Source organism: Limnohabitans sp., from assembly GCF_040400975.1.
Taxonomy (GTDB): domain Bacteria; phylum Pseudomonadota; class Gammaproteobacteria; order Burkholderiales; family Burkholderiaceae_C; genus Limnohabitans_A.
Genome location: NZ_JBBAPF010000021.1, coordinates 33,960 through 53,924, shown reverse-complemented (window position 1 = coordinate 53,924; position 19,965 = coordinate 33,960). Strand labels below are relative to the sequence as shown.

Genomic DNA, 19,965 nt, shown 5'->3' with positions numbered 1-19,965 from the left:
AAAACTCAGATCAACGCTGGGCGCTGGCTTGAAATGAATTTTGCAGGGGCGACTATTTGCCCGCCCATTTGCCGATCCAGGCCGCCAGATCCCGATTGGCTTCCTGAATGTCCCGCCGGTCGTAGATCCAGCGCAGTTCCTGCAGACAATCGTCGTCGGCCTTCCTCGGCAGGTAGTCCAGGGCGTTGCGCAGAAAATGCACGTAGCAGCGCTGCCATGCGGCATCCGTCAGCGCTTCCCGGATCGCTTTCTTGAGCCCGGCGTGGTCGTCGGATACGACGAACTCCACTCCCGAGAGGCCTCTGGCCTTGAGCTTGGCGAGAAAGTCTTTCCAGCTGGTCTCGGATTCCCGATTTGCCAATTCAACGGCCAGGACTTGTCGCTGACCTTCCCAGTTGATGCCGATGGCGATCTGTACGGCACGCGATTCGATTACGCCGGCGTCGCGTACTTTCTCGTAACGGGCATCGAGGATCAGGTAGGGATAGGGTTCTGTCAGCCGCCGACCGGCGAATTTGGCCAAGGTGGCATCCAGGCTCTTGTTGATCTGGCTGATGCTGCTGGCCGAGAAGCCGTGTCCGCACAACTCTTCGGTGATCGCATTGACCTTCCGCGTCGAGACGCCTTGCACGTACATTTCGGCCAAGGCCGCAACGAGTGCTTTCTCGCTTCGCGCATAGCGCTCGAACAGGGCGGTGGAAAATTCGCCGTTCCGATCCCTCGGTACCCGCAGTTCCAGTTTGCCGATGCGCGTCACCAGTCCTCGGCTGTAGTAGCCTGATCGGTAGCCATTTCGTCCTTCTGTTCGCTCGCCCGGCGCCGCGCCCAGATGCTCGGTCATCTCGCTCTCCAGAACTTCCTGCAGCGCTTCTTTCATCAAAGACTTCATCAGGTCGCGGTCACTCGCTACCAACGCTTCCACCGCCGGCAACTTCGTTTTACTCTTCCTCGTGGTCATGGTTTGCCCTCCTCAGGGGTTCAAGGTCGATCTCGACAATCAACCTCTTACCATGACCACCCTTCCCCTTGTTTCAGGCAGAAGACTTTTGCACATAGGTCTGCACACTACCCCAAGTCCGCATGCGCGGCGCTGCTGAAAAGTGGACAATCATCCCAAACGATACTCACTGATCCTCAGCAGTACCCAGGTGTTGAGAGAGTTGGTTCGAAACTAGTCGCCTCTGCACCACCAAACCGCTAAAAAGCCAACCTTCATGGGTTGGCTTTTTTTTTGGCCAAATAGGCCCATCAAACATGGAGCACAGCGATGACTTTGGCAATGACTTGGCAAGAGTGGGTGCAGCACGATGCGGTGGCTTTAGCCGCGCGGGTGCGTCGTGGCGATGTGACGCCCGCTGAATTGGCCGCTCAGGCCGCGGCGGGGGTGACCAAAATCAACCCGGCGGTGCACGCGGTGGTCGAGGTGTTTGACGACGTGGTGGCCGATCCGCTCAAGGACGGCTTGAACCTGGACGGCCCGTTTGCAGGCGTGCCGTTTTTCATGAAAGACTTGGGGCCCACGATGAAGGGGCGCTTGCAAGAGATGGGGTCTTTGATGATGCGCGGCCACAGGGCCAGTGCTGACACTTTCCTCACGGGCAAGATGCGCCAGGCGGGCCTGAACCTCATGGGCCGCACCACCACGCCTGAGTTTGGCGTGTGCAGCTCGGCCGAAAACCCGGCGGTGTATGTCACGCGCAACCCCTGGAACCCCGAGTACACCAGTTATGGCTCTTCAGCGGGCACAGCGGTGGCGCTGGCCGCGGGCGTGCTGCCGCTGTCGCACGCCACCGATGGCGGTGGCTCGATCCGCATCCCGGCAGGCAGCAACGGCAACATCGGCCTCAAGCCTTCGCGGGGTGTTTTTTCAATTGCGCCTGCAGCCTCAGATTTGACCGGTTTGGTCTCGACCCAGGGCTGCCAAAGCCGCACGGTGCGCGACACGGCCGCATTTGTGGACCATTGCCGGGGTGGTGCGCCAGGCGAATTCATGCCCTACTGGATGCCGCCCGAGCCCTACAGCCAGCTGATCGGGCGAGATCCGGGACGCCTTCGAATTGCCTTGTCGCACGAGTGGGGCGACTTTCGGGCCGTGCCGCATTTTGTGGCCGAGTTGGAGCGGGTAGGACGCTTTTTGGAGAATCTGGGTCATCGGGTGGATTGGGCTTTGCCCCAAGTGGATTTTCGGGCGGCGTTCGATGCGCAAACCACGTGCTACATCAGCAATTTTGCGCAGACCATCTCCAATTTGTTGACCCCCAGCGATTGGGACAGGCCCTCGCCCGATCTGGTGGAACCGATCAACATCAAGATTTGGGAGATGGGCCTGAACACCAGTTTCACCGAGCGGGCCCGCATGCAGGCGGTGTTCAACACCACTTCGCGTGCGTTTGCTCAATTCTTTGAAGATTGGGACATCATCCTCACGCCGATCACCGCTTTGCCCACGCCCAAGTTGGGCACCACTGAATACCTGACCACCAGTGACAACCCCAGTGTGCTCGATTGGTTCGGGCACCTGTGGTGCAACTTTGCCTATACCCCCTTGACCAATCTGTGCGGGATGCCGGGCATCTCACTGCCCATGGCTTGGCAAGAAAACGGCTTACCCTTGGGCATTCATGCGCAGGCACGCCAAGCCAACGATGGCTTGTTGTTGCAACTGGCCGCGCAAATCGAACGCGCCTTGGGTGGTCAGTGGCATGCGGGGCGTGTGCCCCAGGTGCATGTCAGCCACGATGCCTGATCCAAGGTGGGCGGGCCCTGCGCTTTTATGGCATGGCCTTGACGCGCTGACCTTCACGCAGTGCAGCTGGGTACAGGACAACCAGGTCTCCAGCTTGTAGTGGGCCGGGCTCGATGGCGCCGAATTCGGCATTGCGGTCTTTCACCAGCACCTTGCGTGATTGCACGCGTTCCTTTCGCATGATCCACACACGCCAGTCCTCGCCGCTGCGCACCAAGGCGGCGCTGGGGACACGCAGGGCTTGGTCAACGCGGGACAGGACGATGCGTGCCTCGACCCGAAAACCATCGCCCAGGCCCTGCGCATCTGCTGGGGTGACGGGCAACAGGTCCACCAGCACGTTCACACGTTGCTCCTCGATGCCCAGAGCAGACACCCGGGTGAAGGCGCTGGGTTCAACGCGCCTGACCCTTCCATCCAGCCGGTCTTGGCGTCCATCGAGTAACAAGGTCACTGGTGCACCCACAGGAATGTGGCGGGCATCCGAAGACAACACGTCGATCACTGCTTCCAGTGCAGCGACGTCACCGATGTCGATCAAGGCTTGTCCCGCTGTCACCGGCCCGGCGCTGTTCAGGTGCAGCTTGACGACTTGACCACTGATGGGGCTTGAGATGGGCACCAGCCCTTGCGGGGCAGCAGCTGCGGTTGCCGTTGTCATGGTATGGCCCAATGCGGCTTGCGATTCGGCCAGGCTGAATTGGGCCGCACGCCACTCGGCGTGCCCGGCCTCCAGCGCTTGCGCTGCGGTGCTTTCGGCGTTCAAGGCCTGGTCCAGTGCGGCGATGGCGATGAAGTCTTGTTGCGCGAGTTGTTCGGCTCGTCTGGTTTGCAGGCGGGCTTGCTCCAGCGCAGCTTGCAGTTGCGCCACGCGGGCGCGGGCGGCCTGTTGTGTGGCTTCATCTCGACCCACACGTTGACGCAATACGTTTTGGTTGCGCGGGTCGATCAGAGGCGAGGCCATGGGGGCCAGCCAGGCCAACACCTGGTTTTTTTCCACCCGGTCACCCACTTGCAGACTGGGCCTTAGCAGTTGCCCGGCCATGGGGGCGGCGACCCCGAAGCGCGCTTTCAGGCGCAGCTGACCATCTTCTTCAATGCTTTGTTCAAAAGGCCCTTGCGTGACCGAAGCCACCTCCACAACCAGCGGGCGAGGTGCAAATGACCACCCCAGCGCGCCAAGACCCAGCAAGCCCGCAGCGCTCCATGCCAGCCAGCGCCACGGGTGCCAACGCCCTGGAGGCTTGACGTTCAAGGTGGAGGTGTCGTCGATGCGGTTCATTCTCTGACCTTCAAAACGGCGACCAGATCGAGCCGGTCAATCTCTCGGCGCACCAGCAATGCGCTCACCAAGCCTGCGGTCAACACGATCAAGGCAGCCCAGCCATAGGTGTCGGGTGCGATGACCACTGGAAAATCGATGTTGTCGGAAGACATCAGGTGCATCAGCCACGCGGCCAGAACCCAACCGCATACCGCGCCCAGCGGCAGCGCCAGCAGCAACTCGGCAGTCAAGGGGGCCAGCAGCAGAACCGACACCTCGGCCCGCGTCATGCCCAGTACACGCAAACTGGCCAGTTCCCAGGCGTGCTCTGACAGACTGATGCGCGCCGCGTTGTACACAATGCCCACGGCCATGGCTACGGCAAACAAAGTCAGCACGGTGCTGAAGACGCCCATGTTGCGCGAGGTGGTTTCCTGAAACCCGGCCAGCGATGAAGCCTTGTCGAGCACCGACACGATGGCTGGGGCCTGTTTGACCGCTTGCCAAAAGGCCGGCATGGCCATGGGGTCCACCTGCAAGCTGGCCGCGGTCACGCCTGCACCTTCGCGGGTCAGGCGGTGCAAGGCCTCCAGGTCCATGAAGGCCTGTTTGCCGATCATGGTGTGCACGATGGCCATGACCTGGATCCGGGCTCGGTGTTGTCGACCCATCAAAAATTCCACCTCGACCTGCTCACCCTGTTGTACCCCCAGTTGATGCGCCAACAGGGCCGATAACACCAGCCCGTGCGTTGGCAGGGTCACAGGCCCTTGTTCGGCATCGATCACGCGTGTCAAGCTTGCGCCCTGGGCCAGCCCGAGCAGCATGCCTTCTTCGTTGCGGGAGCCTGCGTGAAAGCGCACAGCTTCGCTGCGCTGGACTTCGGCATGCATCACACCAGGCAAGCGCAGCAGGTCTTGCTGCACCGAGGGGGCCAGCGCTTGTTGAAAATTCACCACCACATCGCCCCGCAACACCTGGCGGTACTGCACGTCCACGATGTGGTCGATGGCGTCCAGCCAGAAGGCCCCTGAAATTTGTAAGGCCACCGCCATCGCGATGCCCGTGACCGTGAACAGGGCTCGCCAGGGGCGGCGCTCGACATGCCGGATGGCCATCAGGGCCGAGGCGTCCACATGCCGGCCCAGCCCTACGCGTTCGATCAGGCTGAGCCGATACCGATAGGGCGCGGGCGCTTGCATGGCCACCGCAGGGCGCAGGCGGACCACCGCCCGGATGGCGCGCCAGGTGCCTGCCATGGCTGCTGCCAGCACCAAGCCCACAGCGGTGGCCACCAGCCAGGGCGTGGTGGCGTAGTCCAGGTGCTCTAGGCGAAAGACCTCGCCGTACAGACCCAGCATGGTGCGCCCGATCCACTGGCTCAGCAGTAAGCCTGTCAGCAAGCCAAGACCGGCGATGCCTAGGGCCAGGCCCATGTAGTGACCCGCGATGCGCCGATCCGGGTAGCCCAGCGCCTTGAGGGATGCCATTTGCTGGCGCTGAGTGGCCACTTGCCGACCGATGACCCCGTTCAGGATGAACACGGACACGGTCAGAAAAATGGCTGGCAGCACCGTGCCCATGACTTGCATTTGCGAGAGTTCATCGTTCACGATGCGTGCAGATATTTGCTGGTCTTGACCCATGGCGCCGCGCGTGCCGTAGGGTGCGAGCAAGGCGTCAACTTGTGTGATGAGCTGCGCCGTGACTTGCTTTTTGTCGGTGCTGTCGTACACCCGGAATGCAGCCTGATTGAAGGCGCCTTGCATGTCAAACACTTCGGCCATGCGATGCTGATCGATCCACAAAACGCCAAAACTTTTGTCGTCAGGTTCCCCCCCGCGTGAGGCAAAGACATACTCCGGTGTGATGACCGTGCCCACCAGCTTCACGGTCTGCAGCTGCCCGTTCAAGATGGCCTGGACCTGGTCGCCCGGTTTCAAATGACGCACTTGGGCAAAGCGCTCATTGACAACCGCCTCAAGGGTCCGGCCAGGCTCGGGCCAGCGACCGCTGCGCAGCGTCAGGGTGTTGATGCCTTGCCTTGGTGTCTGCAAGCGCGACAGATCCAAACCGACAAAGCGACCTGTCACCGGGGCTTGGGCATGGGGCAGGGCCAATTGCGCATCGTGCACCACATTCAGCTGGATGTCGGCCACGCCCGGCAAGGCCAGCAAGCGCGCTTGCAGTGGTAGGGGCGCGCGCTGGATGCGGATGTACACATCGGCCATGCGCTTGTCTCGATAGAAGTTGTCGCGCGCATTTTTGAGCGACTCGTGCACCGAAAACATGCCCACAAAACCTGCCACCCCAATGCCCACGACCAATGCAATGGTGAGCACCTGCGCCCACAGGCTTTGCAGATCTCGCCAAAGCTTGGTGTCCAGTGCCTTCATGGGGCTTACCAGTGCAAAGTGGCTGCTGCCACTTTGTGTGCATTCACACGGGTCTCCACGATGCGGCCATCGGCCATGCGCATGACCCGGTCGGCCATGTCGGCAATGGGTGCGTTGTGCGTGATGACCAAGGTGGTGGTACCCAGCTCGCGGTTGACTTTTTCGATGGCCTGCAGCACCACGATGCCGGTGGCACAGTCCAGGGCCCCTGTGGGTTCATCGCACAGCAAGACCTGCGGGCGTTTGGCAATTGCACGGGCAATCGCTACACGTTGTTGTTCGCCGCCTGACAGCTGCGCCGCAAAGTGATCCATGCGGTCGGCCAGCCCCACCAGAGCCAGTGAGACCTCGGGTGTCATCGGCTCATGGGCCAGGTCAGTGACCAAGCTGACGTTTTCGCGGGCCGTGAGGCTGGGGATCAGGTTGTAAAACTGGAACACAAAACCCACATGCTCGCGCCGGTAGCGCGTGAGCTCGGCATCGCTGGCTCCGGTCAACTCGTGCGTGCGGCCCTGGTGTGTCCATTGCGCAGTGCCCGATGTGGCGCTGTCCAGTCCTCCCAGAATGTTCAGCAAGGTCGATTTGCCGCTGCCCGACGCCCCCAGCAACACCACAAACTCGCCTGGAACGATGCAAAGGTCCACCCCGCGCAGCGCATGCACAGCGGCAGGGCCTTCGCCATAAACCTTGCTCAGACCTTGAGCTCGAAAAACGCAAGGCTCAGCCTCGGGCGGTGAAGTCGTGGCGTGGGTGGTCATGCGGTCATTGACGCACAGGGGCCGTGCGAACAGCTTGATGCGCATCAAGCCTCACGCTGACGGTTGCAAGCCTTGGTCGATCGATCTATGTCTTTGGGTGAATTGACCGGTAGGGGCTCTTGCCAAAAAATCAACGCCAAGATGCAACCGTTCAAGGACAGACATGACACAGCAGCATGGAATTTTGGTGGCCAACGCCTCGCAGGCACGTTTGTTCGAGCGCTCATCATTCTCCGAGCCCTTGCTGCAGTTGGCCGATTGGGTCCACCCAGCCAGCCGCATGCCCGCTCGCGATACCGAACGAGCCCCGCTGGGGCAGTCGCTGGCGGGGCGTGCCGGTTTGGCCCCTCGGCTTGACCTCAAACATGCACACCGCAGCGCGTTTGCGGAGGAACTGGCCCATGATTTGCGCGAGGCCGTCATGGGCCTTCGTCTGAAATCGCTGGCGCTGATTGTGTCCAAGCCTTTCATGGGTGAGCTGCTCAGGCACCTGGATGCGTCGGTGCAAAAAGCTGTTTGTGTCAAGCATTCGCTCGATCTGACGTCTTTGAGACTGACCGATCTGGACCAGCGTTTGCGGACCTATTTCCGTTTGTGAAGGGTCATGCAGGCCTGCGGCTATCGGTCTACTCACCCGCTTGACGGGGGATTCAGTGACGGGGGACGGTATCCGCTTGTTCCCGCAAAATCGCCAAGACCTGCATATCGCTGACCTGCGGAAAATCGCGGTAAAACTGGGCTACGGCCAAGAAATCTTTTGGGCTTGACAGGCAAACAGTGTCATCGGCCAAAGTCTGGACCTTCAGCAGTGCATCGGCGCTGGCCACGGGTATCGCGCAAACCAGCCGCGCCGGTTGTTGCTGGCGCAAGGCTTGGAGGGCCGACACCATGGTGGCCCCTGTGGCCAGTCCATCGTCCACCACAATCACCACGCGGCCCTGAACTGGAATGGGTGCCTGAATGTCGTTGTATTGCTGGCGTCTGGTTTTCAGGGTCTTGAGTTGCAAACTGATTTCTTCGTTCACATGGACAGGGTTAAGGTCCATGGACGCTGCGTGGGTTGACAGGCTGGTCCGACCCGCTTCATCCACCGCGCCGATGGCCACTTCGGGTTGAAACGGTGCGCGCAGTTTGTGCACCAGCACCACATCGAGTTGCCCATTCAAAGCTTTGGCCATCACCTCGCCCATGGGCACTGCACCCCGGGGTATGGCCAGCACCAAGGGGTTTTGGCCCCTGTACTGGCGCAGGGCTTGGCTCAGTTGGCGAGCAGCGTCGAGGCGGTCCTGGAACATGGCGGTTTTTGACAGAGGAGTGGGCTTGCATTGTCAAAATAAAGCCCTGCCCGGGTCTGTGTCAGGGGCCACACATGTGTAGGAGCCTCCCCTTTGGGCGATGGCTTTGTGTTTCAGCGCGGAATAAAAAAGGCTTGCCGAAGCAAGCCTTGTGGGGTTTGGACTGGGCGCTGGATTAAAGGCCTGCAGCCGCTTTCAGTGCGGCCGCGCGGTCGGTGCGCTCCCAGGTGAAGTCGGGCTCATCGCGGCCAAAGTGGCCATACGCTGCGGTCTTGCTGTAGATGGGGCGCAGCAGGTCCAGCATCTGGATGATGCCTTTGGGGCGCAGGTCAAAGTGCTCGGCCACCAAAGCGGCCAACTTGTCGTCTGAGATCACGCCTGTGCCTTCGGTGTTCACCGTGATGTTCATCGGGCGTGCCACGCCGATGGCGTAAGCCACTTGAATTTGGCACTTCGTGGCCAAGCCTGCAGCCACGATGTTTTTGGCTACATAGCGTGCGGCGTAAGCGGCCGAGCGGTCAACCTTGGAGGGGTCTTTGCCCGAGAAGGCGCCACCGCCGTGGGGGCAAGCGCCGCCGTAGGTGTCGACGATGATCTTGCGGCCAGTCAAACCGCAATCACCCTGGGGGCCGCCAATGACGAAACGGCCTGTGGGGTTGATCAGGTACTTGGTGTCTTGCAGCCATTCTTTGGGCAGCACAGGCTTGATGATCTCTTCGATGATGGCTTCGGTGAAGCTGGCCTTCATCTTGGTCGAGGTTTCGGACTGGTCAGGGCTGTGCTGGGTGGACAGCACCACGGTGTCGATGCTGTGGGGCTTGCCGTCCACATAGCGCATGGTGACCTGGCTCTTGGCGTCGGGGCGCAAGAAGGGAAGGCGGCCGTCTTTGCGCAACTGGGCTTGGCGCTCGACCAGGCGGTGGGCGTAATAAATAGGGGCAGGCATCAGCTCAGGGGTTTCCGAGCAGGCGTAGCCGAACATCAGGCCTTGGTCGCCAGCGCCGATGTTGAGGTGGTCGTCAGACGCGTGGTCCACGCCTTGGGCGATGTCGTTGGACTGCTTGTCGTAGCACACCATGACGGCGCAGCCTTTGTAGTCGATGCCGTAGTCGGTGTTGTCGTAGCCGATGCGCTTGATGGTGTCGCGGGCCACCTGGATGTAGTCGACGTGGGCGTTGGTGGTGATTTCACCGGCCAGCACGACCAAGCCGGTGTTGGTCAGGGTCTCGGCGGCCACGCGGCTGCGGGGGTCTTGCGCAAAAATAGCGTCGAGGATCGCGTCAGAGATCTGGTCGGCGACCTTGTCGGGGTGGCCTTCAGAGACGGATTCCGAGGTGAAGAGGAAGTTCTGAGACATGAAAAAAGCTCCTTGGTTAAAGTGGATTTCGGCGTTGCCGACCCTTTAACTTTGGAGCCTGGCGAACGCTTTAGCAGAATTTATGAGTCGCCCTGCAAGTAGTTCAGATAACTCGGCGACGGTGAATTATAAAAGATGATCAAACCCCTTTGAAATCACGACCAATAATCATGTCCAATAAGCATCATGGATATCCCAACCCCCATTGAAAACCGTTTGGTCGAGCTGGAGATCAAGGCCGGCTTTGCCGAAGACCTTCTGGATCAGCTCAACGCCCAGGTGTACCGCCAACAGCAACACATCGACGCACTCATTCAAGAGCTGCGCCAGTTGCGTGAGCGCTTGCCTGAATCGGGCGGCGGCGCCGAGACGCGCAACCCGCGTGACGAGATCCCGCCCCATTACTGAGCCCCATGCACAGCGTTCAGGACGTCCGCAACCACTTGCGCGCCTTGGGTGCCCATGCGCTGCATGAGCAGCGGGTGCTGCGTTTGTGGGCCCAAGCCAAAGCCCAAGACAGCGGACGCAGGCCACTGCACAGCTTCATGCCCACTGCGGTGCGCGAGGCTTTGCCTGCGCTCAGCCAAACGCTGGCCGGCTTGGCTACTTTGCGCGAGCAGCACCCGGGGCAAGACGGCTCGGCCCGCTTGTTGGTCGGGCTGCAAGACGGCCAGACGTTGGAGAGCGTGCTGCTGCCACGCGATGGCCTGTGTGTCTCTAGCCAGGTGGGCTGCGCAGTCGGCTGTGTGTTTTGCATGACCGGACGCGAAGGCCTGATCCGGCAGGTGGGCAGCGCCGAGATCGTGGCGCAAGTGGCGCTGGCCCGCACGCTCAGGCCGGTGAAAAAGGTGGTGTTCATGGGCATGGGCGAGCCTTCGCACAACCTCGACGCGGTGATGGAGGCGATGGACCTGCTGGGCACCGTGGGCAATATCGGTCACAAGAATTTGGTGTTTTCTACTGTGGGCGATGCGCGGGTGTTTGAGCGTTTGCCGCAAGGTCGCGTCAAGCCTGCGCTGGCCTTGTCGCTGCACAGCACCCGGGCCGACTTACGGGCGCAACTGCTGCCGCGTGCGCCACGCTTTGACCCACACGATCTGGTGGAGGCGGGTGAGGTGTATGCCCGTGCCACGGGTTATCCGATCCAGTACCAGTGGACCTTGATAGAAGGCGTCAACGACAGCGCAGAAGAAATCGACGGCATCGTGCGTCTGCTCAAGGGCAAATACGCGCTGATGAACATGATCCCTTACAACGCGGTGCCCGACTTGCCCTTTGCTCGCCCCACTTGGGAGAAGGCGGCGGCCATTGCCCGCACGCTGCACCAGCGCGGTGTGCTGACCAAATTGCGCCAGTCAGCGGGCCAAGATGTGGACGGGGGCTGTGGGCAACTGAGGGCCAGGGATGTGTTGCAGCGGGACCAACGCGTGCACATCCACCGCCGCATCAACGCTCCGGCAGCTTGAGCAAGCCACTCGACAGGGCGGTGCCCAATAAAACCACGGCGCCGCAGCCGAGCATCCATGGGGTGATGTGTTCACCCAACAAGATCACGCCGTAAACCAGGGCGAACACCGGGATCAAAAAAGTCACCGTCAAAGCGCGTGCGGGACCGGCGCGTTCGATCAGCCGAAAATAAACCACGTAGGCGATACCGGTGCACACCACACCCAAGACCAGCAAGGCACCCCAAGCTGGGGCCGAGGGCATGTGCTCAGGCAGAAACCACAGCGCGGGCCCAGCCAGCGCAAGCGTAGCCCCGATTTGGCTGCCGGTGGCCGCCACCAAGGGCGGCATGCTGGGCAGGTGTTTTTTGGTGAAACTGGCCGACAAGGCATAGCAGGTGGTGGCCGCCAAACACGCCAGTACGGCCCACACTGGGGCCACGCCTGATGCATTGGGCTTGAAGCTGGCTTGCTCACCGACCAGCAAAACCACCCCGCCAAAACCAATCGCCAGTCCCACCGTGCGGGACAAACCCGGCCTGTCATGCAACCAGAGCCAAGCCACCAGCGCGCCAAACAGCGGCACCGTGGCGTTCAAGATGGCCGACAGCCCGGTGCTGATGTGCATGACCGCAAAGGCAAACAAGGCAAATGGAATGGCGCTGTTGAACAGTCCCACCAAAAACACGGGCCGCCAATGGTGACGCAACACATGCCAATGGCCTTTGGCCACCAACAGGGGCAGCAAAAACAAGGTGGCAATGGCCACGCGCATGGCGGCCGTGGGCAGGGCGCCCAGTTCCAGCGCGGCCAAGCGCATGAACATGAAAGAAGCCCCCCAGATGGCGGCCAGCATCAAGAAGTCGGGCAGCCAGCCGCGCTGTGGCGTGGTGTTCATTCAGAAAACAGGGCTGGTGTAAGTTGACCAATGGGATGGCCTTCGAGCTTCAAAAGAGCCTGCTTACGCAACAGTCCACCCGCATAGCCCGTGAGTTGACCTCCAGCACCCAAGACACGATGGCAGGGCACCAAAATGCTCACCGGGTTGCGCCCCACAGCCGCCCCGACCGCCCTGACCGCCAGGGGCTTGTCCAGTTGTCGCGCCAATTCGCCGTAGCTTTGGCTTTCTCCAGCGGGAATGCGCAGCAATGCCCGCCAGACCGATTGTTGGAAGGCCGTGCCGACCGACAAATCGAGTGGACCTGACCATGGCAGGGCCTGTCCTGCCCAAAAAGCCTGCAAATGGACAGCGGCGCTTTGGAGCACTGGGTGGTCTTTATCTGGGCGCCAGGGCTGGCGTTGGTCCTCGGTAGGGCCGTGTTTTTGGTCGTCAAACCAGAGGCCGCATAAACCTGTGGCGCTGGCTGCCAAAGTGATCGGCCCCAAGGGGCTGTCTGTGCGCAGTGTGTGCAGTGTGCTCAAGGGCTTCATGGGGTGGATGTTAGCGTGGTCCGCCTACAATCTCATCTTAGCGAATCAAACGGGCCACAGCGGCTCTCAGTGAGGCACAACGCATGCAAATCACCCCCACCATTTTCAAAGCCTATGACATCCGTGGCGTGGTGCCCTCCACCTTGAACGAAGCTGTGGCAGAGGGCTTGGGCAAGGCTTTTGGCACGCACGCCTTGGCCCAAGGCCAAGCCACAGTGGCTGTGGGGCGCGATGGCCGCCTGAGCGGCCCTTCTTTGTCGGCGGCGCTGATTCGCGGTTTGGTGGCCGCAGGCATCCAAGTGATCGACATCGGCTTGGCCACCACGCCCATGCTGTATTTTGCGGCCAGCACTTTGTGCCAAAGCGGCATCCAGGTCACGGGCAGCCACAACCCCAAGGACTACAACGGCTTCAAGATGGTGCTGGGCGGTCGCGCCATTTATGGCGACGAAATTCAGCTGCTGCGCCAAATGATGGAAGCCGAAACCTGGCAGCTGAAGGGCGGCGGAGGCGTGAAGCACCAAGAGGTGCTGACCGACTACACCCAGCGCATCGTGGGGGACATCCGTTTGTCTCGTCCCATGAAGATCGTGATCGATTCGGGCAACGGCATCGCGGGCGCTTCGGCGCCAGGCATCTTCCGTGCCTTGGGTTGCGAGGTGATCGAGCTGTTCAGCGAAGTGGATGGCAACTTCCCCAACCACCACCCTGACCCGAGCAAACCGGAAAACCTGCAAGACTTGATCAAGGCTCTGAAAACTTCAGGTGCCGAGTTGGGCCTGGCCTTTGACGGCGACGGCGATCGTTTGGGCATCGTTACGAAAGACGGCCACAACATTTACCCCGACCGCCAGATGCAGTTGTTTGCGCAAGACGTGCTCAGCCGCGTGCCCGGCGGCACCATCTTGTTTGATGTGAAGTGCTCGCAGCGACTGGCCCCGGCCATCGAAGCGGCTGGCGGCAAAGCCCTGATGTACAAAACCGGCCACTCGCTCATCAAGGCCCAAATGCGGGCGATTGAGGCCGCAGGCGGTCAAGCGCCTTTGGGCGGCGAGATGAGCGGGCACATCTTCTTCAAGGAGCGCTGGTACGGTTTTGACGACGGCACCTACGCCGGTTGCCGTTTGCTGGAGATTGTGAGCAAAGCACCCGATGCCAACGCGGTGCTCAATGCCTTGCCCACCAGCTTCAGCACGCCCGAGCTGAACGTGGCCTGCGCCGAAGGCGAGCCGCACAGCGTGACCCGCGCCTTGCAAGCCCGGGCCGCCAGCGCCTTCAGTGCGCCGGCCCAGGTGTGCGACATCGACGGCCTGCGTGTGGACTGGCCCGATGGTTTTGGCCTGATCCGCGCGTCCAACACCACGCCAGTTCTGGTGCTGCGCTTTGAGGGGCAGACCCCCGAGGCACTGCACCGCATCGAAGGCGACATGTTGGCGCTGCTGCGCTCGGTCAAGCCCGATGCGCAGATTCAAGCCTCTGCGCATTGAACGCTTGCAGCGAAAGCCCGACATGAATCCCGCCAACGCTGTGCTCAGCCCAGACCCAGAGGTCATCGTCTTCAACCTCAAAGAGCGTTACACCGGGGTGTCGGCCACCATCAACGCCTTGGTGCCCTTACAGGCGCACCAGTGGCGCTTGGGGTTTTGCGGCATGCGCATGTCCAACGGCATCGATGGCATGGGTTTGCGCGAGGCCATTCGCCTGTCGTGCAAGCCGCCCGAGGGCCGTGCATTTCGGATCTGGCATGTGCGTCGCGACCCGGAAATGATGGCCGCGATTTTTGCGCGTGATGTGCTGCGCTTGCCCATCAAACTGGTGTTCACCTCTGCCGCACAGCATTTGCACGGCGCGTTTCCACGTTGGTTGATTTCCAAAATGGACGCGGTCATCTCGACCACGCCATTGGCCGCTTCTTTTGTTCCCAACACCACGGCGGTGGTGCCGCACGGCATTGATTTGTCGCGGTTTTCACCGCCGCCCGACAAGCGCACGGCCTGGAAAGCATCCGGTTTGCCGGGCGAGTACGGCATTGGGGTGTTTGGCCGGGTCCGGCCCGACAGAGGCAGCGATGTGTTTGTGGACGCGATGATCGAAGCCTTGCCCCAACTGCCCGGGGCCACGGCGGTGATTGCCGGTTTGGCCCAGCCCAAACACCAGACTTACCAAGACGCGCTCAAGGCCAAGATTGCGGCAGCAGGCTTGTCAGAGCGCATTGTCTTTTTGGGCGAAGTGCCTGCGGGGCAGGTACACCTCTGGTACCAGCGCTGTTTGTTGTGCGTGGCCTGCCCGCGTTACGAACCCTTTGGCCTCACACCCTTCGAGGCGGCGGCCACCGAGTGCGCGCTGGTGTGTTCGCGCACGGGCGCGTTTGACCAGCTCAGCATCCCGGGCTTGACGGGCGAGATGGTCGACACGGGCGATGCCCCCGGTCTGGCGCAAGCGGTGTTGCGGGTTTTGTCTGACCGCGAGCAAGCCCTGCGCATGGGGCAGGCAGCGCGTCAGCGCGTGCTGGACCTGTTTTCTTTGGCCCAAGAGGCCGAGGGAATTGGCCGCGTGTACACGCAGTTGTTCGTCCAGCCTTGAGCTGAGGCGTCTGGTTTTTCAATGCTTGGTTTTCCAATGCCCCTTCGCCTTGTAGAGCGCTGTACGCTGTGGCTGTATGGTGGCCTGATGCGATTGTTACAGCCTTTTTTGTGGCGCAAGTTAAGGCGGCGAGGTCAGCAAGAGCCTGGCTATTTGCACCAAATGCCGCAGCGCTTGGGCCGCTATGACACCCCTGCTGTGTTGCCTGGTGCCGTGTGGGTGCATGCGGTGTCTTTGGGTGAGACCCGCGCAGCCGGCTTGCTGATCGAGGCCTTGCGCCAGCGCTGGCCAGACATGCGCTTGATCTTGACGCACAGCACGGCCACAGGCTGGGCGCAAGGCCAAAGCCTGTTGCGAGAGGGCGATGTGCAGGTGTGGTTCCCGTGGGACACACGGCAGGCCACGCGGCGGTTTTTGCAACAGCACCAACCCGTGTTCGGAGTGCTTCTGGAAACCGAGGTCTGGCCGGTCATGTTGCAAGCTTGCCTGCAAGCTCGGGTGCCTTTGTTTTTGGTCAATGCGCGACTGAACGCTGCCTCGCAGCTTTCGGCGCTGCGCGGGTCTTGGCTGTCCGGGCCGGCTTATCGGGGTTTGCGGGCGGTGTGGGCGCAGACAGAGGCCGACGCTGAGCGCCTGAGGTCTTTGGGCGCGCGGGTCGAGGGTGTGTTGGGCAACCTCAAGTTCGATGTGCAAGACCAGCCCCGAGCGCTGGCGCTGGCGCAGTCTTGGCGGTCGCGTTGGACCACGGGTTCAGGCCCGCGACCGGTGGTCATGTTGGCCAGCACTCGCGAGGGCGAAGAAGCCGAGTGGCTGGACGCGCTGGCGGCCAAGCCCGAGCGCGAACAAGCCTTGCGCGATGCGGGCGTGCTGTGGCTCTTGGTGCCTCGTCACCCGCAGCGCTTTGACGAGGTGCATTCGGCCCTGCAGTCGCGCAGCATGGTGGTGTTCAGGCGAAGCGCCTTGCCGCCTGACGACGGCGATGGGCCTGTGGCGGCTGCCCAGGCGCAGGTGCATCCCCAGGTGCAGGCACAGGTTTTTTTGGGCGACAGTGTGGGCGAGATGCCGGTGTACTTTCATGCGGCCGATATGGCTTTGCTGGGCGGCAGTTTCAAACCCTTGGGCGGGCAAAACCTGATCGAGGCAGCCGCATTCGGGTGCCCAGTCATCATGGGCCCACACACCTTCAACTTTGCGCAGGCGGCCGAGGAGGCCGAAGCCTTGGGCGCTGCCCGGCGCGTCGCCAACATGGACGCCGCATTGGACCAGGTGTTGGTTTGGTTGAAGCATCCTGCAGATTTGGCCCAGGCCCAGCAACGAGGCCTGCAGATGGTGGCGCAAAGCCGGGGTGCGGCCGACCGTTACGCGCAGGCGATCATGGCTTTGGGGGATCAGCTTGCTGAAGGGACTTTGGCGCCATCCACAAACTGACCACGCCCCACAGCGTCAGGCTGAGGGCGATGGTGGGGCCGCTGGGGGTGTCGAGCCACCACGACAAGAGCAAACCCGTCAAGGCGGCGGCCCAGGCCGCCAGCACGGCGGTCACATGTCGCATGCCTCTTTCCACCCACAAAGCCGGTGCGATCAAGCAGCTGAACACCAAAAACAAACCCAGTGCAGGGACGGCCAAACTCGTCACCAAGGCAAACAGGACATAAAACGCGGTGTCCTTGGCCAGCCAGCGGGTCTGGCGCACCACGGCCATGACGACCGCACACAGCATCAGGGCCAGCACGCTAGAGCTGTTGACCCACAGCACATCGGCGGCCAGCAGTTGCATGAGTTTTTCTTTGCCATGGGGGTGTGCACTCGCCCCCAACATGGCCAGGCACGCACCGGCCACATACAGCAAGCCGATCAGCGCTTCACGCTGGGCGGGCCAGCGCCGGGTGATGCCCGCAATGGCCAGGCTCACCCCCAGTGCACCCGCGCTGGCGGCCAGTTGGTCCAGCCCAAGCGACTCCAAGTCGAGCACAAAATGGACGCCGATCACCGCTGCGGCAGCGGCTTGCGCCACGGCCAAATCAATGAACACCACACCGCGGCGCAGCACTTGGCTGCCCAGCGGCGACAGCGCCAACAGGCCGCCCAACAGGGCCAGCATCGGCAGGGCGAGCCAGGCCTGCATCGCCATCACGGTGCCACCTGCACCAAGCGGTTGACCATCAGGTCAAACCAGCGGAACAAGGCGTCGGGGCCGTCGCTGGTGACCGTGGCCGGTAGAACGACCATCTTTTGGGGTGAACCCAACTGGCTGCTCAGCCACTGGGCGGGCCGGGGGTCGTGGTGTTGGGCAATCACGATGGCCATGGGCGGCGCCGTTCGGCTTTGGTCCAGCGTTCGTGTCAGGTGCGCGGGCGTGGGTGGGACCCCGGGTTTGGGTTCAAGGTCGGCCACGGGGTTCAGGCCCAACCACAGCCACAGGTAACCAAAGTTGGCGTGTTGCGTGACCACAGACCGTCCCCGCAAGGGTTTGGCCAATTGCTCCCAGGCTTGGATTTTGTCGGTCAAGGTCGTTTCAAATTGCTGGAGCTGCCGATCGATGCGCGCTTTTTCTGCCGGGACGATGGCTGCGAGTCTGGGGGCCAGGGCCCGCGCCACCAACAGCAAACGCCGGGGATCGGCGTGCACATGCGGGTTGCCCAGCACATGCACATCGCCCGAAAAAGGCGTGACCGTGCCTTTGAAAGGATGAACCAAGCTGACGTGGTCGGCGGCATAAAACATGCCCGGTTGTCCGTTCTGGATCTTGGCGTTGCCCGCCTTGGCCTGCAGCATGGGCAGCCAACCCGCTTCGAGTTCGGCCCCGGTGCACACCGCCATGTCGGCATTGCGCAATTGGGCGATCAGCGAGGGCCGGGCCTCGATGTGGTGAGGGTCTTGCAGGTGGTGGGTGGCGCTGTACACCTTGGCACCCGGCAACAGCGCTTGCGTCAAAGATGCCCACTCGGGTTCGCAAGCGAATACCGTGAGCGCCAGCGCATGTCCCTGAGCCAGCGTGATGGCCAGGGACAGGGCCAGCTTAGTAAGCGTGCGCACCATGGGCACCGAAAGCCACCACATACTGCAACTGGATGCTGCGTTTGGCCGGGTTGGCAAAAACGGCATGGTCCGCTTCGCCATTTCGGGCGCTTTGCTGGGTCAGTTGCAGGCGCAGGGTTTGTTTGTGCGAGGGTTTGTAGGCCAACATGATGGCATTTTCTTTCAAACGGCCCTGATAGGCTTTCGCTTCATCGCCGTGACCGTCTTCGTGGTGAACTTCGGCTTGGTTCACCCGTGCCAAGTCGGTGCGCACCCCCGCTTCCCACGCGGGGTGAAAGCGCCACACTGCGCCGACGGACGATGCAGAGTGCTTGAGTGATGGGTCCAGCATGGGGTGGATTCGGCTGACTTGGGCGTATTCCCAGTTCACGCGCACTTGCTGGTTGCGGTTGTTGCCTTGGGGCGACCATTTCCAGACCAAATCGCTGACCTGCATTCTTTGGCCGGTGAATCGGGCCGCGTGGCCGTGGCCGTGGCCATGGCCGAGGTCATCGGCATGGTCACCACCCTCTTCGGCTAATGCGCTGACACGTTGGTTGTTCAGCTGTGACAAGCCCCATTGCCAGCTGCTGTTGCGACCAATGTCATTGCCGACTTTCAGGTTCAAGGTGGTGACGCGGTTGCCCGACTCGGCCGTTGGTTGAGGCACCAGTTTTTTACCCCCAAACACCTCGGCGCCCAAGCGCAAGTAAAAAGGCGTGGGTGCAGTCCAGTTCATGCGCAGGCCATCGTCGTACCAGTGCCCTCCCAAAAAAGCCCGGTACAGCAAAGGCCGCTCGGCGAAGTCATCGGTGTGCGGATGCAGCTCGTTCAGGTAACCGATCTGTGAGGCAAACCGACCGGCCCGGACCTGCAGCCCTTGGGGCAGGCTGCGGGTTTGCACCCAGGCGTTTTCAAGGTGGTGCTCCAGTTTGCGGTCTGCCGTGTGAAAGCCCAGGATCGCCTCGCCACTCAGGTGCTCATTGAAGGCACCGCGCAAGAGCACGTCGCTGTGGCCCAGGCCCACACCTTGGTCGCGCGCGCCCAATTCCAAACCCCGTGAGGTGCTGGCGGCGTCCAAGACCACGCCGGCTTGCCAGCGCTCAGTGGGTGGGGTGTTTTGGGCCCAGGTGCTCATGGGCGCAGCGCTCAGCGCCCCAGCGAGGGCTGACAGGGCGATCAGTGGGTTTTTAGCGGTCATGGATTGGAGCTCATCAAAAGTTGCAATGCTCTAATGATAATGGTTTATCAGTAGCAAAATCAAATTTTTTTGCAGTAAGCTCGCGGCGTGGAAAGATCAACCCGTCAACGAACCGCGATTGCGCAAGCCCTGGCCGCTGTGGGGCAACCGCTGCTGCCCCAAGAACTGTTGTTGGAGGCGCAAAAAAGTGTGCCCAGCCTGAGCTTGGCCACGGTGTACCGGAACCTCAAAGGTTTGGTGGAAGACGGTGTGGTGGATGTGGTGGCTTTGCCGGGCGAAGCCACCCGTTATGAGTCACACCGGCACCACCACCACCACCATTTCCATTGCAGCAGTTGTCAAAAGGTGTTTGACATCGATGCCTGCCCCGGCGATCTGGGCCATTTGTTGCCCAAGGGTTATGTCTTGGCCTCCCACGAGCTCACTTTTTACGGCCGCTGCGCTGGCTGCGCAGCTTGAACCGCTGAGGCC

The 19,965-nt window shown here is 61.7% G+C and carries 18 protein-coding genes and 1 pseudogene; 8 read left to right on the top strand and 11 right to left on the bottom strand.

The window, feature by feature from the left end; translation table 11 throughout:
- Nucleotides 1–61: 61 nt before the first annotated feature.
- Nucleotides 62–958, bottom strand: a pseudogene (locus tag ABWQ00_RS12205) (IS256 family transposase); the annotation flags it as partial.
- A gap of 309 nt (nucleotides 959–1,267) precedes the next feature.
- Between ABWQ00_RS12205 and ABWQ00_RS12200 the strand changes: the two are divergent.
- Nucleotides 1,268–2,746 (top strand): amidase, encoded by a 1,479-nt coding sequence (locus ABWQ00_RS12200; protein ID WP_353238951.1) that lies wholly within the window; start codon nucleotides 1,268–1,270, stop codon nucleotides 2,744–2,746.
- Between the two features lie 25 nt (nucleotides 2,747–2,771).
- Here the strand turns inward: ABWQ00_RS12200 and ABWQ00_RS12195 are convergent, their stop codons facing one another.
- From ABWQ00_RS12195 to ABWQ00_RS12185, 3 genes are read right to left on the bottom strand one after another with little or no spacing between them, the layout of a single operon-like run.
- Nucleotides 2,772–4,028, bottom strand: a complete 1,257-nt coding sequence (locus tag ABWQ00_RS12195; RefSeq protein ID WP_353238950.1) for an efflux RND transporter periplasmic adaptor subunit — start codon at nucleotides 4,026–4,028, stop codon at nucleotides 2,772–2,774.
- Nucleotides 4,025–6,406 (bottom strand): ABC transporter permease, encoded by a 2,382-nt coding sequence (locus tag ABWQ00_RS12190; protein WP_353238949.1) that lies wholly within the window; start codon nucleotides 6,404–6,406, stop codon nucleotides 4,025–4,027. Before ABWQ00_RS12190 ends, ABWQ00_RS12195 begins: the two co-directional genes overlap by 4 nt.
- Before the next feature lie 5 nt (nucleotides 6,407–6,411).
- The gene (locus ABWQ00_RS12185) at nucleotides 6,412–7,164 is read right to left on the bottom strand and encodes an ABC transporter ATP-binding protein (protein WP_353238952.1); all 753 of its coding nucleotides are present in this window, start codon (nucleotides 7,162–7,164) and stop codon (nucleotides 6,412–6,414) included.
- A 163-nt stretch (nucleotides 7,165–7,327) separates the two neighbouring features.
- Between ABWQ00_RS12185 and ABWQ00_RS12180 the strand changes: the two genes are divergently transcribed.
- Nucleotides 7,328–7,762 (top strand): host attachment protein, encoded by a 435-nt coding sequence (locus tag ABWQ00_RS12180; protein WP_353238948.1) that lies wholly within the window; start codon nucleotides 7,328–7,330, stop codon nucleotides 7,760–7,762.
- A gap of 52 nt (nucleotides 7,763–7,814) precedes the next feature.
- On the opposite strand, the gene ABWQ00_RS12175 is transcribed toward ABWQ00_RS12180, so the two are convergent.
- Complete coding sequence (locus ABWQ00_RS12175) at nucleotides 7,815–8,459, bottom strand: phosphoribosyltransferase (protein ID WP_353238947.1); 645 nt, start codon at nucleotides 8,457–8,459, stop codon at nucleotides 7,815–7,817.
- A 175-nt stretch (nucleotides 8,460–8,634) separates the two neighbouring features.
- Nucleotides 8,635–9,816 (bottom strand): methionine adenosyltransferase, encoded by a 1,182-nt coding sequence (gene metK, locus ABWQ00_RS12170; RefSeq protein WP_353238946.1) that lies wholly within the window; start codon nucleotides 9,814–9,816, stop codon nucleotides 8,635–8,637.
- 186 nt (nucleotides 9,817–10,002) lie between these two features.
- Between metK and ABWQ00_RS12165 the strand changes: the two genes are divergently transcribed.
- Nucleotides 10,003–10,224, top strand: a complete 222-nt coding sequence (locus ABWQ00_RS12165) for a SlyX family protein (protein WP_353238945.1) — start codon at nucleotides 10,003–10,005, stop codon at nucleotides 10,222–10,224.
- A 5-nt stretch (nucleotides 10,225–10,229) separates the two neighbouring features.
- On the top strand, nucleotides 10,230–11,282 hold the full coding sequence (locus tag ABWQ00_RS12160; RefSeq protein WP_353238944.1) for an RNA methyltransferase: 1,053 nt from the start codon (nucleotides 10,230–10,232) through the stop codon (nucleotides 11,280–11,282).
- Here ABWQ00_RS12160 and ABWQ00_RS12155 read toward each other — a convergent pair.
- Nucleotides 11,263–12,159 (bottom strand): DMT family transporter, encoded by an 897-nt coding sequence (locus tag ABWQ00_RS12155; RefSeq protein ID WP_353238943.1) that lies wholly within the window; start codon nucleotides 12,157–12,159, stop codon nucleotides 11,263–11,265. The genes ABWQ00_RS12160 and ABWQ00_RS12155 overlap by 20 nt on opposite strands.
- Nucleotides 12,156–12,692: a methylated-DNA--[protein]-cysteine S-methyltransferase gene (locus ABWQ00_RS12150; protein WP_353238942.1), complete on the bottom strand. Its 537-nt coding sequence runs from the start codon at nucleotides 12,690–12,692 to the stop codon at nucleotides 12,156–12,158. The genes ABWQ00_RS12155 and ABWQ00_RS12150 overlap by 4 nt, the downstream gene beginning before the upstream one ends.
- A gap of 83 nt (nucleotides 12,693–12,775) precedes the next feature.
- Between ABWQ00_RS12150 and ABWQ00_RS12145 the strand changes: the two genes are divergently transcribed.
- The 3 genes from ABWQ00_RS12145 to ABWQ00_RS12135 all read left to right on the top strand — a co-directional run bounded on the left by ABWQ00_RS12145 (nucleotide 12,776) and on the right by ABWQ00_RS12135 (nucleotide 16,703).
- Nucleotides 12,776–14,179 (top strand): phosphomannomutase/phosphoglucomutase, encoded by a 1,404-nt coding sequence (locus ABWQ00_RS12145; RefSeq protein ID WP_353238941.1) that lies wholly within the window; start codon nucleotides 12,776–12,778, stop codon nucleotides 14,177–14,179.
- A gap of 22 nt (nucleotides 14,180–14,201) precedes the next feature.
- On the top strand, nucleotides 14,202–15,275 hold the full coding sequence (locus tag ABWQ00_RS12140; protein WP_353238940.1) for a glycosyltransferase family 4 protein: 1,074 nt from the start codon (nucleotides 14,202–14,204) through the stop codon (nucleotides 15,273–15,275).
- 87 nt (nucleotides 15,276–15,362) lie between these two features.
- A complete protein-coding gene (locus ABWQ00_RS12135; protein ID WP_353238939.1) occupies nucleotides 15,363–16,703 on the top strand; it encodes a 3-deoxy-D-manno-octulosonic acid transferase in 1,341 nt (446 codons plus the stop codon).
- On the opposite strand, the gene ABWQ00_RS12130 is transcribed toward ABWQ00_RS12135, so the two are convergent.
- The 3 genes from ABWQ00_RS12130 to ABWQ00_RS12120 are packed head-to-tail and all read right to left on the bottom strand — an operon-like array spanning nucleotide 16,648 to nucleotide 19,494.
- Entirely contained in the window at nucleotides 16,648–17,406 is a 759-nt protein-coding gene (locus ABWQ00_RS12130; protein WP_353238938.1) for a metal ABC transporter permease, read from the bottom strand. The two genes, ABWQ00_RS12135 and ABWQ00_RS12130, sit on opposite strands and share 56 nt — an antisense overlap.
- Entirely contained in the window at nucleotides 17,406–18,314 is a 909-nt protein-coding gene (locus tag ABWQ00_RS12125) for a metal ABC transporter solute-binding protein, Zn/Mn family (protein ID WP_353238937.1), read from the bottom strand. Before ABWQ00_RS12125 ends, ABWQ00_RS12130 begins: the two co-directional genes overlap by 1 nt.
- Nucleotides 18,295–19,494, bottom strand: a complete 1,200-nt coding sequence (locus ABWQ00_RS12120; protein ID WP_353238936.1) for a hypothetical protein — start codon at nucleotides 19,492–19,494, stop codon at nucleotides 18,295–18,297. Before ABWQ00_RS12120 ends, ABWQ00_RS12125 begins: the two co-directional genes overlap by 20 nt.
- A gap of 87 nt (nucleotides 19,495–19,581) precedes the next feature.
- Between ABWQ00_RS12120 and ABWQ00_RS12115 the strand changes: the two genes are divergently transcribed.
- Nucleotides 19,582–19,953 carry a Fur family transcriptional regulator gene (locus tag ABWQ00_RS12115; RefSeq protein ID WP_353238935.1) on the top strand — a complete coding sequence of 124 codons (372 nt, stop codon included), beginning with the start codon at nucleotides 19,582–19,584 and terminating at the stop codon, nucleotides 19,951–19,953.
- Nucleotides 19,954–19,965: the final 12 nt, after the last annotated feature.

What these genes read in the sequence shown, in the direction of transcription:
- ABWQ00_RS12200 (WP_353238951.1), top strand. Translation starts at nt 1,268, where the DNA reads ATGACTTTGGCAATGACTTGGCAAGAGTGGGTGCAGCACGATGCGGTG.
- ABWQ00_RS12195 (WP_353238950.1), bottom strand. Translation starts at nt 4,028, where the DNA reads ATGAACCGCATCGACGACACCTCCACCTTGAACGTCAAGCCTCCAGGG.
- ABWQ00_RS12190 (WP_353238949.1), bottom strand. Translation starts at nt 6,406, where the DNA reads ATGAAGGCACTGGACACCAAGCTTTGGCGAGATCTGCAAAGCCTGTGG.
- ABWQ00_RS12185 (WP_353238952.1), bottom strand. Translation starts at nt 7,164, where the DNA reads ATGACCACCCACGCCACGACTTCACCGCCCGAGGCTGAGCCTTGCGTT.
- ABWQ00_RS12180 (WP_353238948.1), top strand. Translation starts at nt 7,328, where the DNA reads ATGACACAGCAGCATGGAATTTTGGTGGCCAACGCCTCGCAGGCACGT.
- ABWQ00_RS12175 (WP_353238947.1), bottom strand. Translation starts at nt 8,459, where the DNA reads ATGTTCCAGGACCGCCTCGACGCTGCTCGCCAACTGAGCCAAGCCCTG.
- metK (WP_353238946.1), bottom strand. Translation starts at nt 9,816, where the DNA reads ATGTCTCAGAACTTCCTCTTCACCTCGGAATCCGTCTCTGAAGGCCAC.
- ABWQ00_RS12165 (WP_353238945.1), top strand. Translation starts at nt 10,003, where the DNA reads ATGGATATCCCAACCCCCATTGAAAACCGTTTGGTCGAGCTGGAGATC.
- ABWQ00_RS12160 (WP_353238944.1), top strand. Translation starts at nt 10,230, where the DNA reads ATGCACAGCGTTCAGGACGTCCGCAACCACTTGCGCGCCTTGGGTGCC.
- ABWQ00_RS12155 (WP_353238943.1), bottom strand. Translation starts at nt 12,159, where the DNA reads ATGAACACCACGCCACAGCGCGGCTGGCTGCCCGACTTCTTGATGCTG.
- ABWQ00_RS12150 (WP_353238942.1), bottom strand. Translation starts at nt 12,692, where the DNA reads ATGAAGCCCTTGAGCACACTGCACACACTGCGCACAGACAGCCCCTTG.
- ABWQ00_RS12145 (WP_353238941.1), top strand. Translation starts at nt 12,776, where the DNA reads ATGCAAATCACCCCCACCATTTTCAAAGCCTATGACATCCGTGGCGTG.
- ABWQ00_RS12140 (WP_353238940.1), top strand. Translation starts at nt 14,202, where the DNA reads ATGAATCCCGCCAACGCTGTGCTCAGCCCAGACCCAGAGGTCATCGTC.
- ABWQ00_RS12135 (WP_353238939.1), top strand. Translation starts at nt 15,363, where the DNA reads ATGCGATTGTTACAGCCTTTTTTGTGGCGCAAGTTAAGGCGGCGAGGT.
- ABWQ00_RS12130 (WP_353238938.1), bottom strand. Translation starts at nt 17,406, where the DNA reads ATGGCGATGCAGGCCTGGCTCGCCCTGCCGATGCTGGCCCTGTTGGGC.
- ABWQ00_RS12125 (WP_353238937.1), bottom strand. Translation starts at nt 18,314, where the DNA reads ATGGTGCGCACGCTTACTAAGCTGGCCCTGTCCCTGGCCATCACGCTG.
- ABWQ00_RS12120 (WP_353238936.1), bottom strand. Translation starts at nt 19,494, where the DNA reads ATGACCGCTAAAAACCCACTGATCGCCCTGTCAGCCCTCGCTGGGGCG.